The organism is Streptomyces sp. Z26 (assembly GCF_003665095.1).
Classification (GTDB): Bacteria; Actinomycetota; Actinomycetes; order Streptomycetales; family Streptomycetaceae; genus Streptomyces; species Streptomyces phytohabitans.
In genome coordinates, this window is record NZ_RCHV01000002.1 from 5,065,693 (window position 1) to 5,080,235 (window position 14,543).

Consider the following 14,543-nt stretch of genomic DNA (forward strand, 5'->3'; position numbering starts at 1 on the left):
CGCGTCGGCGCCGTACGGGGGTCAGGCCGCCGAACGGTGGCAGACGTACGCGAGCGTGCCCAACAGCAGCCTGGCCTCCGGCGGGTGGGCCGCCCCGGCCGGGGTCGGCGGGCGCAGCCAGTGCACCGGGCCGAGACCGCCGAGGTCGGACGGCGGCGCCGTGATGTGGTCGCCGGGACCGAGGCAGCGCAGGTCGAGGCAGGAGTCGTCCCAGCCCATGCGGTAGAGCAGCCGGGGGAGTTCGGCGGCGGCGCCCGGCGCCACCAGGAACCACGCCCGGCCGTGCGGGGTGGCCGCGACGGGCCCCAGCGGCAGGCCCATGCGTTCCATCCGGCCGAGCGCGTGCCGCCCGGCGGCCTCGGGCACCTCGATCACGTCGAAGGTGCGGCCGACCGGCAGCAGCAGCGCGGCACCCGGCACACGCGCCCAGGCCTCGGTGGCCTCGCCGAGGGTGGCGCCCGCGGGCACCTCCAGCGCCGGGTCCAGCGGGTGGGCGCCGGGGGAGGCGCAGCGGTCCGCGCCGCACGAGCATCTCGTACGCCCTCCGGTGCGCGCCGCGCGTGCGCCGGGCACGACGGCCCAGCCCCACAACCCGGCGTACTCCGCGACTGCCGTGTGCTCCGACGCCCGGCTGCGGCGCCGGGACCCCGGGCGCAGCTCGCGCAGGTCCCGGATGTCCCGGATGCCACTGCCGAGGGCGCCGATCGTGAACCCCATGTTCCCTCCAACGGGTCCCGCGTGCCGATGGTTACGACGGGACTGCGGACCGTGACCGACGCGGGTCAGGCGTATCGGCTCGTCCCCGGTGTCAAGTCAATCGTGGGACGCGACGGAAAGGTTCATCCGATGGGGTGGCGAATGGTGGCGATTGTTCAAACGCCGTCGCGGGGGCGGTGACCGTGGGGTTACTTTCGGTACACACAGCGGCGAGAAGCCCAGTGCACGCGTACGCCGGGGGGACGGCGCGGGGCGGGGCCGGATGGGGGCGTCACGCGTGAGCGGCAACGGCGACAGCGGTGTCGGCGCGCCCGAGAAGCGCCCGAACGAGCAGCTGGGTTCGTGGTTCGTCCGGAGCGGATGGTCGAAGGGCGAGCTGGCCCGGCAGGTGAACCGGCGGGCGCGCCAGCTCGGCGCCCACCACGTCAGCACGGACACCTCGCGCGTACGGCGCTGGCTGGACGGCGAGCAGCCGCGCGAGCCCATACCGCGCATCCTGTCGGAGCTGTTCTCGGAGCGCTTCGGCTGCGTCGTCGCCGTCGAGGACCTGGGGCTGCGCCCGGCGCGCACCTCCCCGGCGGCCTCCGGCGTGGACCTGCCCTGGGCGGGGCCGCAGACGGTGACGCTGATCAGCGAGTTCTCGCGCAGCGACCTGATGCTGGGGCGCCGCGGCTTCCTCGGCACCTCCCTGACCATGGCCGCCGGGCAGGCGCTGATCGAGCCCATGCAGCGCTGGCTGGTGCCCACCCCGACGGCCCCCGTCGCGCCGGACGCCGCTCCCGCCCCGCCCACGGACCCCGGCGCCGTGCCGCCCGCCCCCGCGTCGGGCCCGCCGCCCGGGGTGGAGACGGCCGCGCCGTTCCCGACCCGGGACGCGGGGCCGCGCGCCGGCGGGAACGCGGGCGGCGCGCGACGTACGGCCCGGCTGTCCGTACCGGAGCTGGAGCTGCTGGAGCAGACCACCGTGATGTTCCGCCGCTGGGACGCGGCGTGCGGCGGCGGCCTGCGCCGCAAGGCCGTCGTCGGGCAGCTGCACGAGGTGACGGAGCTGCTCCAGGACAGCCACTCCGCGGAGATCACCCGCCGCCTCTTCGGCGTGACCGCCGAACTGGCCGAGCTGGCGGGCTGGATGACGTACGACATCGGCATGCAGCCCACCGCGCAGAAGTACTTCGTGCTGGCGCTGCACGCGGCGAAGGAGGCCGGGGACCGGCCGCTCGGCTCGTACGTGCTCTCGGACATGAGCCGCCAGATGATCCATCTCGGCCGCCCCGAGGACGCGTTGGAGCTGATCCACCTCGCGCAGTACGGCAGCCGCGAGGGCGCCACCGCCCGTACGCAGGCGATGCTGCACGCGGTGGAGGCGCGGGCGTACGCGAACATGGGCCAGCCCGGCAAGTGCAAGCGGGCCGTACGGATGGCAGAGGACACCTTCGAGGACATCGACGGCTTCGCCCCGGAGCCGGACTGGATCCGCTTCTTCTCCGCCGCCGAACTGCACGCGGAGAACGCCCACTCGTACCGCGACCTGGCGTACTCCGCGGGCCGCAGCCCCACGTACGCCTCGCTGGCGGAGCCCGCGATGGAGCGCGCCATCGAGCTGTACCGGCGGGAGGTGGCCGAGTCGGCGGCGGAGGGTGGCGGCCACCAGCGGTCGTACGCGCTGAACCTCATCGGCATGGCCAGCGTGCACCTCCTCCAGAAGGACCCGGAGCGGTGCGCCTCACGTGCGTCGGAGGCGATGGACGTGGCCCGACGGCTGCGCTCGGAGCGGGTCAACAACCGCATCCGCCGGACGGCGGCGACGGCGGCCCGCGACTTCGGGCAGGTGCCCGCGGTGGCGCGGCTGACCGAGCGGCTCAGCCGTGAGCTGCCCGACGAGGAGGACTCCGCGCTGGCGGGCTGAGGGGCCCGCGAGCGTTCGTTCACCGAGGCGTAACAACGTCCGCGCGTTCGTCACCGCGGCGAAACGCCCCTCGGCGCCCGTGGAAACGGGGGCTCGGGATTCTGTGGCGCATTCCGGCCCATCAGATCCTGCCCCGGGCGGGTCTCCGACTCCGAGGGAGACGTCACATTGAACGGCGCGGACACCGCCTTCGTACTGATCAGCGCAGCGCTGGTCATGGTGATGACGCCCGGCCTCGCCTTCTTCTACGGCGGCATGGTCCGGGTCAAGAGCGCACTCAACATGCTCATGATGTCCTTCGTCTCGCTGGGCATCGTCAGCGTCCTGTGGGTGCTGTACGGCTACTCGCTCGCCTTCGGCTCCGACAACGGCGGAGTCATCGGCAACTTCGACCACATCGGCCTCAAGGGCATCGACGCCACCACGCTGACCGGCGGTGACGAGGGCATCCCCGTCTTCGCGTTCGTCACGTTCCAGCTGATGTTCGCCGTCCTGACGCCCGCCCTGATGAGCGGGGCGCTCGCGGACCGGGTGAAGTTCAGCTCCTGGGCGCTGTTCATCACGCTCTGGGTGACCTTCGTGTACTTCCCCGTCGCGCACTGGGTGTGGGCCGAGGGCGGCTGGCTGTTCGAGCTGGAGGTCATCGACTTCGCGGGCGGCACCGCCGTCCACATCAACGCGGGTGTCGGCGCCCTCGCCGCCGTCCTCGTCGTCGGCCGCCGCATCGGCTTCCGCAAGGACGTGATGCGCCCGCACAGCCTGCCGCTGGTGATGCTCGGCACGGCGCTGCTGTGGTTCGGCTGGTTCGGCTTCAACGCGGGCTCCGCCCTCGCCGCCGACGGCACCGCCGCCACCATGGCGCTCAACACGCAGGTCGCCACCGGCGCCGCGATGCTCGGCTGGCTCGCGTACGAACGCGTACGGCACGGCGCGTTCACCACCCTCGGCGCCGCGTCCGGCGCGGTCGCCGGACTGGTCGCGATCACGCCGTCCGGCGCGCACGTCAACGCCATGGGCGCCGTCCTGATCGGCGTCGTCGCGGGGGCCCTCTGCTCCTGGGCGGTCAGCCTCAAGTTCAAGCTGGGCTACGACGACTCGCTCGACGTGGTCGGCGTGCACCTCGTCGGCGGTGTCGTGGGCACCCTGCTCGTCGGCGTCCTCGCCGTCGACGGGGTGGGCGGCGCCGGGCAGTTGGGGAAGCAGGCGGTGGGCGCGTTCTCGGTGATGGCGTTCTCGTTCGTGGTCTCCTGGCTGCTGGCCCGGCTCGTCCAGGCCACCGTCGGCTTCCGCGCCGGGGAGGACGAGGAGGTGACCGGCCTCGACCAGGCGTTCCACGCGGAGACGGCGTACGACTCCAGCGCCTCCGGCGGCTCGTCCGCCACCCGCGGCACGGGCACGGTGGGTGTCACGGGGGCGGCGGGGACCACGGGTACGAAGACCAGGAAGGTGGAAGCGTGAAGCTCATCACGGCGGTGATTAAGCCGCACCGGCTCGACGAGGTCAAGGAAGCGCTCCAGGCGTTCGGCGTGCAGGGCCTCACGGTGACCGAGGCGAGCGGCTACGGGCGGCAGCGCGGCCACACCGAGGTCTACCGGGGCGCGGAGTACACCGTCGACCTCGTACCCAAGGTGCGCATCGAGGTCCTCGTCGAGGACGAGGACGCGGAGCAGCTGATCGAGGTGGTCGTCAAGGCGTCCCGCACCGGCAAGATCGGCGACGGCAAGGTGTGGAGCCTGCCGGTCGACACGGCCGTACGGGTCCGGACGGGCGAGCGTGGCCCGGACGCCCTCTGACGTGGCGCCCCGCGACTACGCGACGGCCCGGCGCCGCCTCCTGCGCGGCGGCGCCCGGTCGGGCCCGGCCCGCCGCGCAGAGCTGTCCCGGCTGACCGACCACTGGCTGGCCGGGCTGTTCGGCGGGGCGCCGCCGGGCACGGCCCTGGTCGCCACCGGCGGGTACGGGCGCGGGGAGCTGTCCCCGCGCAGCGACCTCGACCTGCTGCTTCTGCACGACGGGAGCCTCGCGCCGGACGAACTGGCGGGGCTCGCGGACCGCGTCTGGTACCCGGTGTGGGACCTCGGCGTCGCCCTCGACCACTCCGTACGGAGCCCGGCCGAGGTGCGCCGGGCCGCCGACGACGACCTGCGGGTGCAGCTCGGCCTGCTCGACGCCCGGCACCTCGCCGGGGACCCCGCGCTGACCACCGCGCTGCGCTCCGACGTACTCGCCCGATGGCGCGCGCAGGCCACCCGCCGCCTGCCCGAGCTGCACGAGCTGTGCCGCGAACGGGCCGCGCGCCACGGCGAGTTGCGGTTCCTGCTGGAGCCGGACCTGAAGGAGGCGCGCGGCGGGCTGCGGGACGCCACCGCGCTCCGCGCCGTCGCCGCCTCCTGGCTGGCGGACGCCCCGCGCGAGGGCCTGGAGCAGGCCCGCCGCTCCCTCCTCGACGTCCGCGACGCCCTCCAGCTGGCCACCGGCCGGGCGGGCGACCGGCTGTCGCTGCACGACCAGGACCAGGTCGCGGCGGACCTCGGACTGGCCGACGCGGACGAACTGCTGCGCCGGGTCTACGAGGCGGCGCGCACCCTCGCGTACGCCGGGGACGTCACCTGGCGCGAGGTCGGCCGCGTCGTACGCGCCCGCTCCGGGCGGCAGCGGCTGCGCGGCCTGCTCGGCGGCACTCGTACCGGCGGCGCGCGCCAGGAGCGTACGCCCCTCGCGGACGGCGTCGTCGCACACGACGGCGAGGCCGCCCTCGCCCGTACCGCGCGCCCCGAACGCGACGCCGTACTGCCGCTGCGCGCCGCCGCCGCGGCGGCCCAGGCCGGAGTGCCGCTGGCACCGTCGGCCGTACGGCGGCTGGCGCGGGCGGCGCCGCCGCTGCCCGTGCCGTGGCCCGCCGCGGCACGGCAGGAGTTCGTACGTCTCCTCGGCGCGGGCCGCGCGACGGTGCCCGTGTGGGAGGCGCTGGAGGACGCCGGGCTGGTCGGCGCGCTGCTGCCGGACTGGGAACGCGTACTGTGCCGCCCGCAGCGCAACGCCGTGCACACCTGGACCGTGGACCGGCACCTGATCGAGACCGCCGTACGCGCCGCCGCCCTCACCCGCCGGGTGCACCGCCCCGACCTGCTGCTCGTCGGCGCGCTGCTGCACGACATCGGCAAGGGCTGGCCCGGCGACCACTCCGTGGTCGGCGCCGCCGCCGCGCGGGACACCGCCGCCCGGATGGGCTTCGGCGCGGCGGACGCGGACGTGCTCGGCACGCTCGTACGCCACCACCTGCTGCTCGTCGACACCGCGACCCGCCGCGACCTGGACGACCCGGCGACCGTCGCGGCGGTGGCCGAGGCGGTCGGCGGCCCCGGCACGCTGGAGCTGCTGCACGCCCTCACCGAGGCCGACGCCCTCGCCACCGGCCCCGCCGCGTGGTCCGCGTGGCGCGCCGGGCTCGTCGCCGACCTGGTGAAGCGCACCGCGGCGGTGCTCCGGGGCGGCGACCCCGAGGAGCGGGCCGCCGCGTACGCGCCGACGCCGGAGGCGGACCGGCTGGTCCGGGACGCCCGGCACGCCGACGGCCCGGCGCTCGTCCTGCGCGCGGAGGACGACGACGCCGGAGAGGCGGGGGAGCCCGAAGCGGCGGGCGCGGAGCTGCTGGTGGCCCTGGGCGAACGGCCGGGCGTCCTGCCCGCGGTGGCGGGCGTACTCGCCCTGCACCGGCTCACCGTGCGCGCCGCCGAACTGCGTCGGCTCCCCGCGCACCCGGAGCCCGGGGCGGCGGACGGCACGGGTGGAGGCGACGAGCCGCCCGTGCTGCTGCTGAGCTGGCGGATCGCCGCCGAGTACGGCGCCCTGCCCGACCCGGCACGGTTGCGGGCCGACCTCGTACGCGCCCTCGACGGCACCCTGGACGTCGCCGCCCGCCTCGCGGAGCGCGAGCAGGCGTACCGCGGGCCCCGCGACCGTACGTCCGGCGCGCCGCCCGCGCGCGTGACCGTCGCGCCCACCGGGTCGCGGCTGGCCACCGTCATCGAGGTGCGCGCGCAGGACGCGCCGGGGCTGCTGTTCCGCGTGGCCCGTACGCTGGAGCACGCACACGTGACGGTGCGCAGCGCGCACGTCAGCACCCTCGGGGCCAACGCCGTCGACGCCTTCTACGTCACCGGCCCCGAGAGCGCCCCGCTGCCCCCGGCGGAAGCCTCCGAGCTGGTACGGGAGCTGGAACGGGCGCTCACCGGCTGACGGCCGACTCACGAGGAGGGCCGCTCGCGCCGCCGGGCGGATACCCTTGGGGGTCGACCGCCCGCACGACCTCCGACCCGAAGGACCCGCGACCGCCGTGTTCGACACTCTCTCCGATCGCCTCGCAGCGACCTTCAAGAACCTCCGGGGCAAGGGCCGCCTCACCGAGGCGGACATCGACGCCACGGCGCGCGAGATCCGTATCGCCCTGCTGGAGGCGGACGTCGCGCTGTCCGTCGTCCGGGCCTTCATCAGGCAGGTCAAGGAGCGCGCCCTCGGCGCCGAGGTCTCGCAGGCCCTGAACCCGGCCCAGCAGGTCGTCAAGATCGTCAACGAGGAGCTGGTCGGCATCCTCGGCGGCGAGACCCGCCGCCTCCGGTTCGCCAAGAACCCGCCGACGGTGATCATGCTCGCCGGCCTCCAGGGCGCGGGCAAGACGACCCTGGCCGGCAAGCTCGGCCGCTGGCTCCAGCAGCAGGGCCACACCCCGCTGCTCGTCGCCTGCGACCTCCAGCGCCCGAACGCGGTCAACCAGCTGTCCGTCGTGGCCGAGCGCGCGGGCGTCGCGGTCTACGCGCCGGAGCCGGGCAACGGCGTCGGCGACCCGGTCCGGGTCGCCCGCGACTCCGTGGCCCACGCCCGCGAGAAGCAGTACGACGTGGTCGTCGTCGACACCGCGGGCCGCCTCGGCATCGACCAGGAACTGATGCGGCAGGCCGCGGACATCCGGGACGCGGTGAGCCCGGACGAGATCCTCTTCGTCGTCGACGCCATGATCGGCCAGGACGCCGTCACCACGGCCGAGGCGTTCCGGGACGGCGTGGGCTTCGACGGCGTGGTGCTGTCGAAGCTCGACGGCGACGCGCGCGGCGGCGCCGCCCTGTCGGTCGCCCAGGTCACCGGCAAGCAGATCATGTTCGCCTCGAACGGCGAGAAGCTGGACGACTTCGACGCGTTCCACCCGGACCGCATGGCGTCCCGCATCCTCGGCATGGGCGACATGCTCACGCTGATCGAGAAGGCCGAGCAGACCTTCAGCCAGCAAGAGGCCGAGCAGATGGCGGCCAAACTGGCGAAGGGGCCCAAGGAGTTCACGCTCGACGACTTCCTGGCGCAGATGGAGCAGGTCCGCAAGATGGGCTCGCTCTCCAAGCTGCTCGGGATGATGCCGGGCATGGGCCAGATGAAGGACCAGATCAACAACCTGGACGAGCGCGACGTCGACCGTACGGCCGCCATCATCAAGTCCATGACGCCCGCCGAGCGCGCCGAGCCCACCCTGATCAACGGGTCCCGCAGGGCGCGTATCGCCAAGGGCTCCGGCGTGGACGTGAGCGCCGTCAAGAACCTGGTGGAGCGCTTCTTCGAGGCGCGCAAGATGATGTCCAAGATGGCCCAGGGCGGCGGCATGCCGGGAATGCCCGGGATGCCGGGCATGGGTGGTGCCGCGCGCAAGAAGGGCAAGCAGCAGAAGAAGGCCAAGGGCAAGCGCCAGTCGGGGAACCCGATGAAGCGCCAGCAGGAGGAGAAGGCCGCCGCCGAGCGGCGCGCGGCCGGTCCGTCCGGCGGCGCGTTCGGGCTGCCGGGCGCGGGCCAGGACGCGGGGGACTTCGAACTGCCGAAGGAGTTCCGGGACATCCTCCCGCCGAAGTGACCGCGTGGCGGGCCGCCGTACGCGCGGCGGCCCGCGCCGGGGGATGATGTGCGCCATGCGCGTATACATCCGCCCCCCGCGGCCCGAGGACGAACGGGCGTACAGCGAGGCCGTAGTGCGATCGGCCGACCACCTCGGCCCGTGGAACCCGGTGGAGCCGGACGGACTGCCCGAGTTGGTGCTGCGGCAGGGCACGGCACTGCGCTCCTTCATGATCTTCGACCACGAGGACGACGGGCTGGTCGGCCGCGTCAACGTCGCCAACATCGTCCGCGGCCGCTTCCGCAACGCCTCGCTCGGCTACGACAGTTACGTCCCGTACGCGGGCACCGGCCGGATGACCGAGGGGCTGCGGCTGATCGTCGACCGGTGCTTCGCCGCCGGGCCGGACGGCCTCGGCCTGCACCGGCTGGAGATCAACGTGCAGCCGGAGAACGAGCGTTCCCTCGCGATGGCCAAGCGCCTCGGCTTCCGGCACGAGGGTTACTCCCCGCGGATGCTCCACCTCAACGGCGACTGGCGCGACCACGAGCGCTTCGCCCTCACGGCGGAGGAGTGGCCCGGCGCCTGAACGGGGGCCGGACGGACGGGTGGGACGGTCGGCGCGTACGGGGGCACGCACGTACGGGCCTCTCAACAGGCCCTTGTTTACGGCGCGTTGGAGCGGTCACTCGTGGGATGAGAAGCCGGACCCCCGACAGAGCCGGAGGCGGACAGCCGTGTCCACAGTCCTGATCGTCCTACTGGTCGTCGTCGCCGCCCTCGCCATCGCGGGCGCGCTCTACGCGAGGCGGAGTCGCGGAGGCGTCGGCGGACGCACCCTGCGGCAGCGCTTCGGCCCCGAGTACGAGCGGGTGCTCGCCCGCCACAACGGCGACCCCAAGGCCACCGAACGGGAACTCCGCGCCCGCGTCGACCAGTACGGCGAACTCACGCCGACCCCGCTGCCCGTCGGCAGCCACGAGGCGTACCTCTCCCGCTGGACCGTCGTGCAGGAGCGCTTCGTCGCCTCACCGCAGCAGGCGGTGACCGAGGCGGAGGCCCTCCTCGGCCAGCTCGCGGCCGACCGCGGGTTCCCGGCCGCCGGGCAGCACGACCGACAGTCCGAGGCGCTGTCCGTGCACCACCCGTTCCAGGTCGACGGGCACCGGCTGCTGCACGCGGCGACGCTCGGCGAGATGACCACCGAGCAGCTGCGTGAGGCGATGGTGCGCGGCCGCGCGCTGTACGACGCGCTCCTCGGAGAGGGCGCGGGCGCGGCCCCGGGTACGCCGGGCATCGCCGCACCCCGTACGTCCGAGGGCCCGCTCGGCGGGACCGGCCCCGGCGGCGCGTCGCGGATCACCGGCGAACGGAAGTAGACCAGCCGCGCGTACGGGCACCCCGTACGCCCGGCCGCGAGTGCCCGACGGGCGCGTCCCCCCTCCGTGGACGCGCCCGTCGGGTGTGTCCGCGGGCGCGTCTTCCGGGATCAGGTGCGGGCGATGACGTAGCGGAAGAGGTTCGGCATCCACACCGTCCCGTCGGGACGCAGGTGCGGACGGAGGGCGTCGGTCAGCTCCCGGCACACGTCCACCTCACCGGTGACGCGTACGGCGTCGTCGTACAGGCCGGTCGACAGCAGTCCGCGTACGGCGCTGTCCATGTCCGCGTAGGTGAACGGGCACGCCACCCGCCCCGAACCGTCCGGCCGCAGCCCGGAACGGCGCGCCAGCTCCTCCAGGTCGTCCCGGCCACCGGGCCGCGGCCGGACGCCGGCCTCCCCGGTGGTGCCGGAGGGCGGACCCGACAGGCGCGCGGCCACGTCCAGCGCGGCGGCGGCGCCGCACCGCTCCGGCGGGCCCCAGCCCGCCAGCACGACGGGCGTGCCGCGGTCCAACGAGGCGGCGGTGCGGGCCAGTTCGGCGGACTCCGCGAGCGCGTCGAAGGCGGTCACCACGTCCGGGCGCGGACCGCGCGGGGGGAGCACGGCGTCCGCGTCCTCCGCCCCGTCCGGCCGCTCCCGGCCGTCCGCGCGCGCGGCGTGCGCCGTACCGGTCGTGCTCCCGTCCGTGCCCGCCGCCCCGTCCGTCGCCCGTCGTACGAGCCGCGCGTCGCCCCGGGGGGTCTCCTCGGGGCGCGGCAGCAACAGCGCGCGGGCGAGGTCGAGCCGGCTGGCGTCGCTGTCCACCCCCGTGACGGTCGCCCCCCGCGCGGCCGCGAGCAGCAGCGCCAGCCCGGAGCCGCAGCCCAGACCCAGCAGCCGCGTACCGGCCCCGACGTCGAGACGGTCGTACACCGCCTCGTAGAGCGGCACGAGCATTCGTTCCTGGAGTTCGGCCCAGTCGCGGGCACGCTGTGGGAGGTCGGTTTCCTGTACGAGCGTGGATGTCATCGAGCGCCCCAATCCGCTGCCGATGTGTCGCCGTCTGGGGCGCCGCGGCACGCCGGGCGCACCCGGGCGGTACACAGCGGGCCGACAACGGTCCGGTACGCGAATTGATGCTAAACCGATCATTTCGCCCCGGCATCCGCGTCGCGGGCGGCGCGTGCCGTCGTACCCCCGCGTGCCCCGCGTGCGCGGGGCGCCCGTACGGCGCGGGGGTGCTTCTGAGAGGGTGTGCACCCCGGCGTGGCGTGGAGTCCCGTACGAGGGCGGCCGGTCGCGGCGGGTGTGCGCCGTACGGGTCACTGGCGGCGGCGCCGCTCGTACGTGGCGGCCCGGTGGTACGCCCCGGGATGGGGCGGGTGTGCGACTTCTCCGCAGATCTGCGTACCCGACCGTGTCCAGGACCATCGGAGTGAACTGACCGGTACGTGCAAAATATTTGGGATGGCCCGGAATCGGAACACCAGAGGGTCCCCGCTCGTTGTAAGCGACGTGAGCACGACACCAGTCCTCGCCGCCGAGCTGGCAGCCGCCTGGGCCGATATTCAACGGCACCACACCGAGCTTCCGGACCTGGCCGCGCCCGAATCGCTGATCGGAGAGTCGTCGTCCGCATGTGGCGCCGAGCTCTCATTCGAACGCCTGCTGCACGAGGCCGTCCACGGGATCGCCGCCGCCCGCGGCATCCGCGACACCTCCCGCGCGGGCCGCTACCACAACCGTCGTTTCCTCGCGATCGCGGAGGAGTTGGGCCTGGACCACGCCGACGAGCCACACCCCAGCAGCGGCTTCTCCCTCGTCACGCTGGCCCCGGAGACGAGAACGCGTTACCGCCCCACGATCGAGCGTCTCCAGCGCGCCCTCAAGGCCCACACCGTGGCCGCCACCGCCACCGACACCCGCCGCAGCTTCCGCGGCCCGGCCGCGCGGCACGGCTCCTCCGGGGGCGGCGTCCGCGTCAAGGCCGTCTGCGACTGCGGGCGCAACGTCCGCGTCGTCCCGTCCGTCCTGGAGCAGGCGCCCATCATGTGCGGGGCGTGCCTCAAGCCGTTCCGCATCCCGGAGCCGACGGGAGGCAGTACGGCGGAACCGCTGGCGGTCGCGGGCTGAGCCGACCGGAGGGGAGCGGTGCGCGGGCGCCAGTGGCGCGCGCGGGCCGTGGGGGAGGGGCCGGGGAGACCGGCCGCGTTCTGCCGACCGGGTGAGGTGTGGCATCATGTGCGGTTGTACTCGACAGTCGCACAGGACCCCTCTCTCCTCCGGCTGACGCGTCCATTCGGGCACTCGGGTACCACAACCCCACGTGGCTTTCCCTCGTGCCCAACCACGTCAAGACCAGGAGACACCACACCCGTGGCAGTCAAGATCAAGCTGAAGCGACTGGGCAAGATCCGTTCGCCTCACTACCGCATCATCGTCGCCGACTCCCGTACCCGCCGTGACGGCCGGGCCATCGAGGAGATCGGGCTGTACCACCCGGTGCAGAACCCCTCGCGCATCGAGGTCGACTCCGAGCGTGTCCAGTACTGGCTGGGTGTCGGCGCGCAGCCGACCGAGCCGGTCGCGGCCATCCTCAAGGTCACCGGTGACTGGCAGAAGTTCAAGGGCCTCCCGGCTCCCGAGCCGATGAAGCTGCCGGAGCCGAAGGCCGACAAGAAGGCGCTGTTCGAGGCCGCCTCCAAGGACGCCGCCGACGGCCCGAAGGGTGAGGCGATCACCCCCAAGGCCAAGAAGGCCGACAAGAAGGCGGACGAGGCCGAGCAGGCCGACTCCGACAAGGCCGCCACCGAGTCGACCGGAGCCTGAGGATGCTCGAGGAAGCCCTCGAGCACTTGGTGAAGGGCATCGTCGACAACCCCGACGAGGTGCAGGTCGCCGCGCGCAACCTGCGTCGGGGGCGGGTCATCGAGGTCCGGGTGCACCCCGACGACCTCGGCAAGGTGATCGGCCGCAACGGCCGCACCGCGCGCTCCCTGCGCACCGTCGTGGGAGCACTCGGCGGCCGTGGCGTCCGCGTCGACTTCGTCGACGTCGACCAGGTCCGCTGAACCGCAGCAGGCAGTACCGGCAGCGGCCGGGGGTGGCTTCGGCCTCCCTCGGCCGCTGCCGGTCTTTGTGAAGGGGAACGAGCAAGTGCAGCTGGTAGTCGCGCGTATCGGCCGCGCCCACGGCATCAAGGGCGAGGTCACGGTGGAGGTGCGCACCGACGAGCCGGAGGTGCGCCTCGGCCCCGGCGCGGTCCTCGCCACCGAGCCCGCCGCCACCGGCCCGCTCACCATCGAGAGCGGTCGCGTCCAGAGCGGACGGCTGGTGCTGCGCTTCGCCGGGGTGCGGGACCGTACGGCCGCCGAGGCCCTGCGCAACACGCTGCTGATCGCGGAGGTCGATCCGGAGGAACGGCCGGAGGACCCCGAGGAGTTCTACGACCACCAGCTGGCCGACCTGGACGTCGTCACGCGCGACGGGCGCGAGATCGGCCGTATCGCGGAGGTCGCCCACCTCCCCGGGCAGGACGTACTGGTCGTGCGCCGACCCGGCGGTGACGAGGTGCTCGTGCCGTTCGTCGAGCAGATCGTGCCGGAGATCGACCTCGTGGCCCAGCGCGTCGTCGTCGACCCGCCGCCCGGCCTCCTCGACGAGGACGGCCCCGCATGAGGATCGACGTCGTCACGATCTTCCCGGAGTACCTGGAACCGCTGAACGTCTCACTCGTCGGCAAGGCGCGCGCCCGTGGCCAGCTCGACGTGCGCGTGCACGACCTGCGGGAGTGGACGCACGACCGGCACCACACGGTCGACGACACCCCGTACGGCGGCGGCCCCGGCATGGTGATGAAGCCCGAGCCCTGGGGCGAGGCGCTGGACGCGGTCCTCGCCTCCGGCGCTGCGGCGCCCGACGGCGTCGCGGACGGCGCGGGTGCCGAGGGCGGGGCCGAAGACGCCGGGCCGGTGCTCGTCGTGCCCACGCCCAGCGGACGCCCGTTCACCCAGCGGCTGGCGGTCGAACTCGCCGCGAAACCCTGGCTGGTGTTCACCCCCGCCCGTTACGAGGGCATCGACCGCAGGGTCATCGACGAGTACGGCGACCGGCTGGACGTCCGCGAGGTCTCCGTCGGCGACTACGTGCTGGCGGGTGGCGAGGCCCCCGTCCTCGTCATGGTCGAGGCCGTCGCGCGGCTGCTGCCCGGGGTGCTCGGCAACGCCGAGTCGCACCGCGACGACTCGTTCGCGCCGGGCGCGATGGACGGCCTGCTGGAGGGCCCCGTCTACACCAAGCCGCCCGAGTGGCGCGGGCGCGGCATCCCCGAGGTGCTGCTGAGCGGTCACCACGGCCGTATCGCCCGCTGGCGCCGGGACCAGGCCCTGGCCCGTACGAGCGCCAACCGCCCCGACCTGATCGAGGGCTCCGACCCCGCCGCGCTCGACAAGCACGACCGGGCCGCCCTCGCCGCGCTGGGCTGGCAGCCGGTGGACGGCTCCGCCGGACCCGCCGCTTCCGGTGGGAACGCCCCTGGGCAGGGCCGATTTGGGCGTAGGGGCGAGCCCGTGGAAGAATAGGCCGCTGCCTCACGTCCGGCGCGCGCCCCTGCCACAGGGGGACCGACGCCCGCTCGGAGCGGTGGCCCCTCATCCAGCAACACGACACTTCCGCTGATGACC

At 74.1% G+C, this 14,543-nt stretch carries 14 protein-coding genes; 12 read left to right on the top strand and 2 right to left on the bottom strand.

Annotated elements, in window-relative coordinates; genetic code table 11:
* Positions 1 to 21: 21 nt before the first annotated feature.
* On the bottom strand, positions 22 to 717 hold the full coding sequence (locus D7M15_RS22105) for a bifunctional DNA primase/polymerase (protein ID WP_121519092.1): 696 nt from the start codon (positions 715 to 717) through the stop codon (positions 22 to 24).
* A gap of 262 nt (positions 718 to 979) precedes the next feature.
* On the opposite strand from D7M15_RS22105, the gene D7M15_RS22110 reads away from it, so the two are divergent.
* The 7 genes from D7M15_RS22110 to D7M15_RS22140 all read left to right on the top strand — a co-directional run bounded on the left by D7M15_RS22110 (position 980) and on the right by D7M15_RS22140 (position 9,877).
* Positions 980 to 2,623: a hypothetical protein gene (locus D7M15_RS22110; RefSeq protein ID WP_121519093.1), complete on the top strand. Its 1,644-nt coding sequence runs from the start codon at positions 980 to 982 to the stop codon at positions 2,621 to 2,623.
* 168 nt (positions 2,624 to 2,791) lie between these two features.
* Complete coding sequence (locus D7M15_RS22115) at positions 2,792 to 4,081, top strand: ammonium transporter (protein WP_121519094.1); 1,290 nt, start codon at positions 2,792 to 2,794, stop codon at positions 4,079 to 4,081.
* Positions 4,078 to 4,416, top strand: a complete 339-nt coding sequence (locus D7M15_RS22120; RefSeq protein WP_121519095.1) for a P-II family nitrogen regulator — start codon at positions 4,078 to 4,080, stop codon at positions 4,414 to 4,416. Before D7M15_RS22115 ends, D7M15_RS22120 begins: the two co-directional genes overlap by 4 nt.
* A gap of 1 nt (position 4,417) precedes the next feature.
* The gene (locus tag D7M15_RS22125; RefSeq protein WP_346428822.1) at positions 4,418 to 6,862 is read left to right on the top strand and encodes a [protein-PII] uridylyltransferase; all 2,445 of its coding nucleotides are present in this window, start codon (positions 4,418 to 4,420) and stop codon (positions 6,860 to 6,862) included.
* Between the two features lie 97 nt (positions 6,863 to 6,959).
* The gene (gene ffh / locus D7M15_RS22130; RefSeq protein WP_121519097.1) at positions 6,960 to 8,516 is read left to right on the top strand and encodes a signal recognition particle protein; all 1,557 of its coding nucleotides are present in this window, start codon (positions 6,960 to 6,962) and stop codon (positions 8,514 to 8,516) included.
* A gap of 55 nt (positions 8,517 to 8,571) precedes the next feature.
* The gene (locus D7M15_RS22135) at positions 8,572 to 9,087 is read left to right on the top strand and encodes a GNAT family protein (RefSeq protein ID WP_240649420.1); all 516 of its coding nucleotides are present in this window, start codon (positions 8,572 to 8,574) and stop codon (positions 9,085 to 9,087) included.
* 148 nt (positions 9,088 to 9,235) lie between these two features.
* Positions 9,236 to 9,877 (top strand): hypothetical protein, encoded by a 642-nt coding sequence (locus tag D7M15_RS22140; RefSeq protein WP_121519098.1) that lies wholly within the window; start codon positions 9,236 to 9,238, stop codon positions 9,875 to 9,877.
* 110 nt (positions 9,878 to 9,987) lie between these two features.
* Here D7M15_RS22140 and D7M15_RS22145 read toward each other — a convergent pair whose 3' ends face one another.
* Entirely contained in the window at positions 9,988 to 10,890 is a 903-nt protein-coding gene (locus D7M15_RS22145; protein WP_121519099.1) for an SAM-dependent methyltransferase, read from the bottom strand.
* Positions 10,891 to 11,328: 438 nt separating this feature from the next.
* Between D7M15_RS22145 and D7M15_RS22150 the strand changes: the two genes are divergently transcribed.
* The 5 genes from D7M15_RS22150 to trmD all read left to right on the top strand — a co-directional run bounded on the left by D7M15_RS22150 (position 11,329) and on the right by trmD (position 14,441).
* Complete coding sequence (locus D7M15_RS22150; RefSeq protein ID WP_206337403.1) at positions 11,329 to 11,994, top strand: hypothetical protein; 666 nt, start codon at positions 11,329 to 11,331, stop codon at positions 11,992 to 11,994.
* Positions 11,995 to 12,237: 243 nt separating this feature from the next.
* On the top strand, positions 12,238 to 12,690 hold the full coding sequence (gene rpsP, locus D7M15_RS22155) for a 30S ribosomal protein S16 (protein WP_121519101.1): 453 nt from the start codon (positions 12,238 to 12,240) through the stop codon (positions 12,688 to 12,690).
* Between the two features lie 2 nt (positions 12,691 to 12,692).
* Positions 12,693 to 12,932: an RNA-binding protein gene (locus D7M15_RS22160; RefSeq protein WP_121519102.1), complete on the top strand. Its 240-nt coding sequence runs from the start codon at positions 12,693 to 12,695 to the stop codon at positions 12,930 to 12,932.
* An 85-nt stretch (positions 12,933 to 13,017) separates the two neighbouring features.
* Complete coding sequence (gene rimM / locus D7M15_RS22165; protein ID WP_121519103.1) at positions 13,018 to 13,539, top strand: ribosome maturation factor RimM; 522 nt, start codon at positions 13,018 to 13,020, stop codon at positions 13,537 to 13,539.
* Entirely contained in the window at positions 13,536 to 14,441 is a 906-nt protein-coding gene (gene trmD / locus D7M15_RS22170; protein ID WP_121519104.1) for a tRNA (guanosine(37)-N1)-methyltransferase TrmD, read from the top strand. Before rimM ends, trmD begins: the two co-directional genes overlap by 4 nt.
* Positions 14,442 to 14,543 lie beyond the last annotated feature (102 nt).

What these genes read in the sequence shown, in the direction of transcription:
- D7M15_RS22105 (WP_121519092.1), bottom strand. Translation starts at nt 717, where the DNA reads ATGGGGTTCACGATCGGCGCCCTCGGCAGTGGCATCCGGGACATCCGG.
- D7M15_RS22110 (WP_121519093.1), top strand. Translation starts at nt 980, where the DNA reads ATGGGGGCGTCACGCGTGAGCGGCAACGGCGACAGCGGTGTCGGCGCG.
- D7M15_RS22135 (WP_240649420.1), top strand. Translation starts at nt 8,572, where the DNA reads ATGCGCGTATACATCCGCCCCCCGCGGCCCGAGGACGAACGGGCGTAC.
- D7M15_RS22145 (WP_121519099.1), bottom strand. Translation starts at nt 10,890, where the DNA reads ATGACATCCACGCTCGTACAGGAAACCGACCTCCCACAGCGTGCCCGC.
- D7M15_RS22150 (WP_206337403.1), top strand. Translation starts at nt 11,329, where the DNA reads ATGGCCCGGAATCGGAACACCAGAGGGTCCCCGCTCGTTGTAAGCGAC.
- D7M15_RS22160 (WP_121519102.1), top strand. Translation starts at nt 12,693, where the DNA reads ATGCTCGAGGAAGCCCTCGAGCACTTGGTGAAGGGCATCGTCGACAAC.
- trmD (WP_121519104.1), top strand. Translation starts at nt 13,536, where the DNA reads ATGAGGATCGACGTCGTCACGATCTTCCCGGAGTACCTGGAACCGCTG.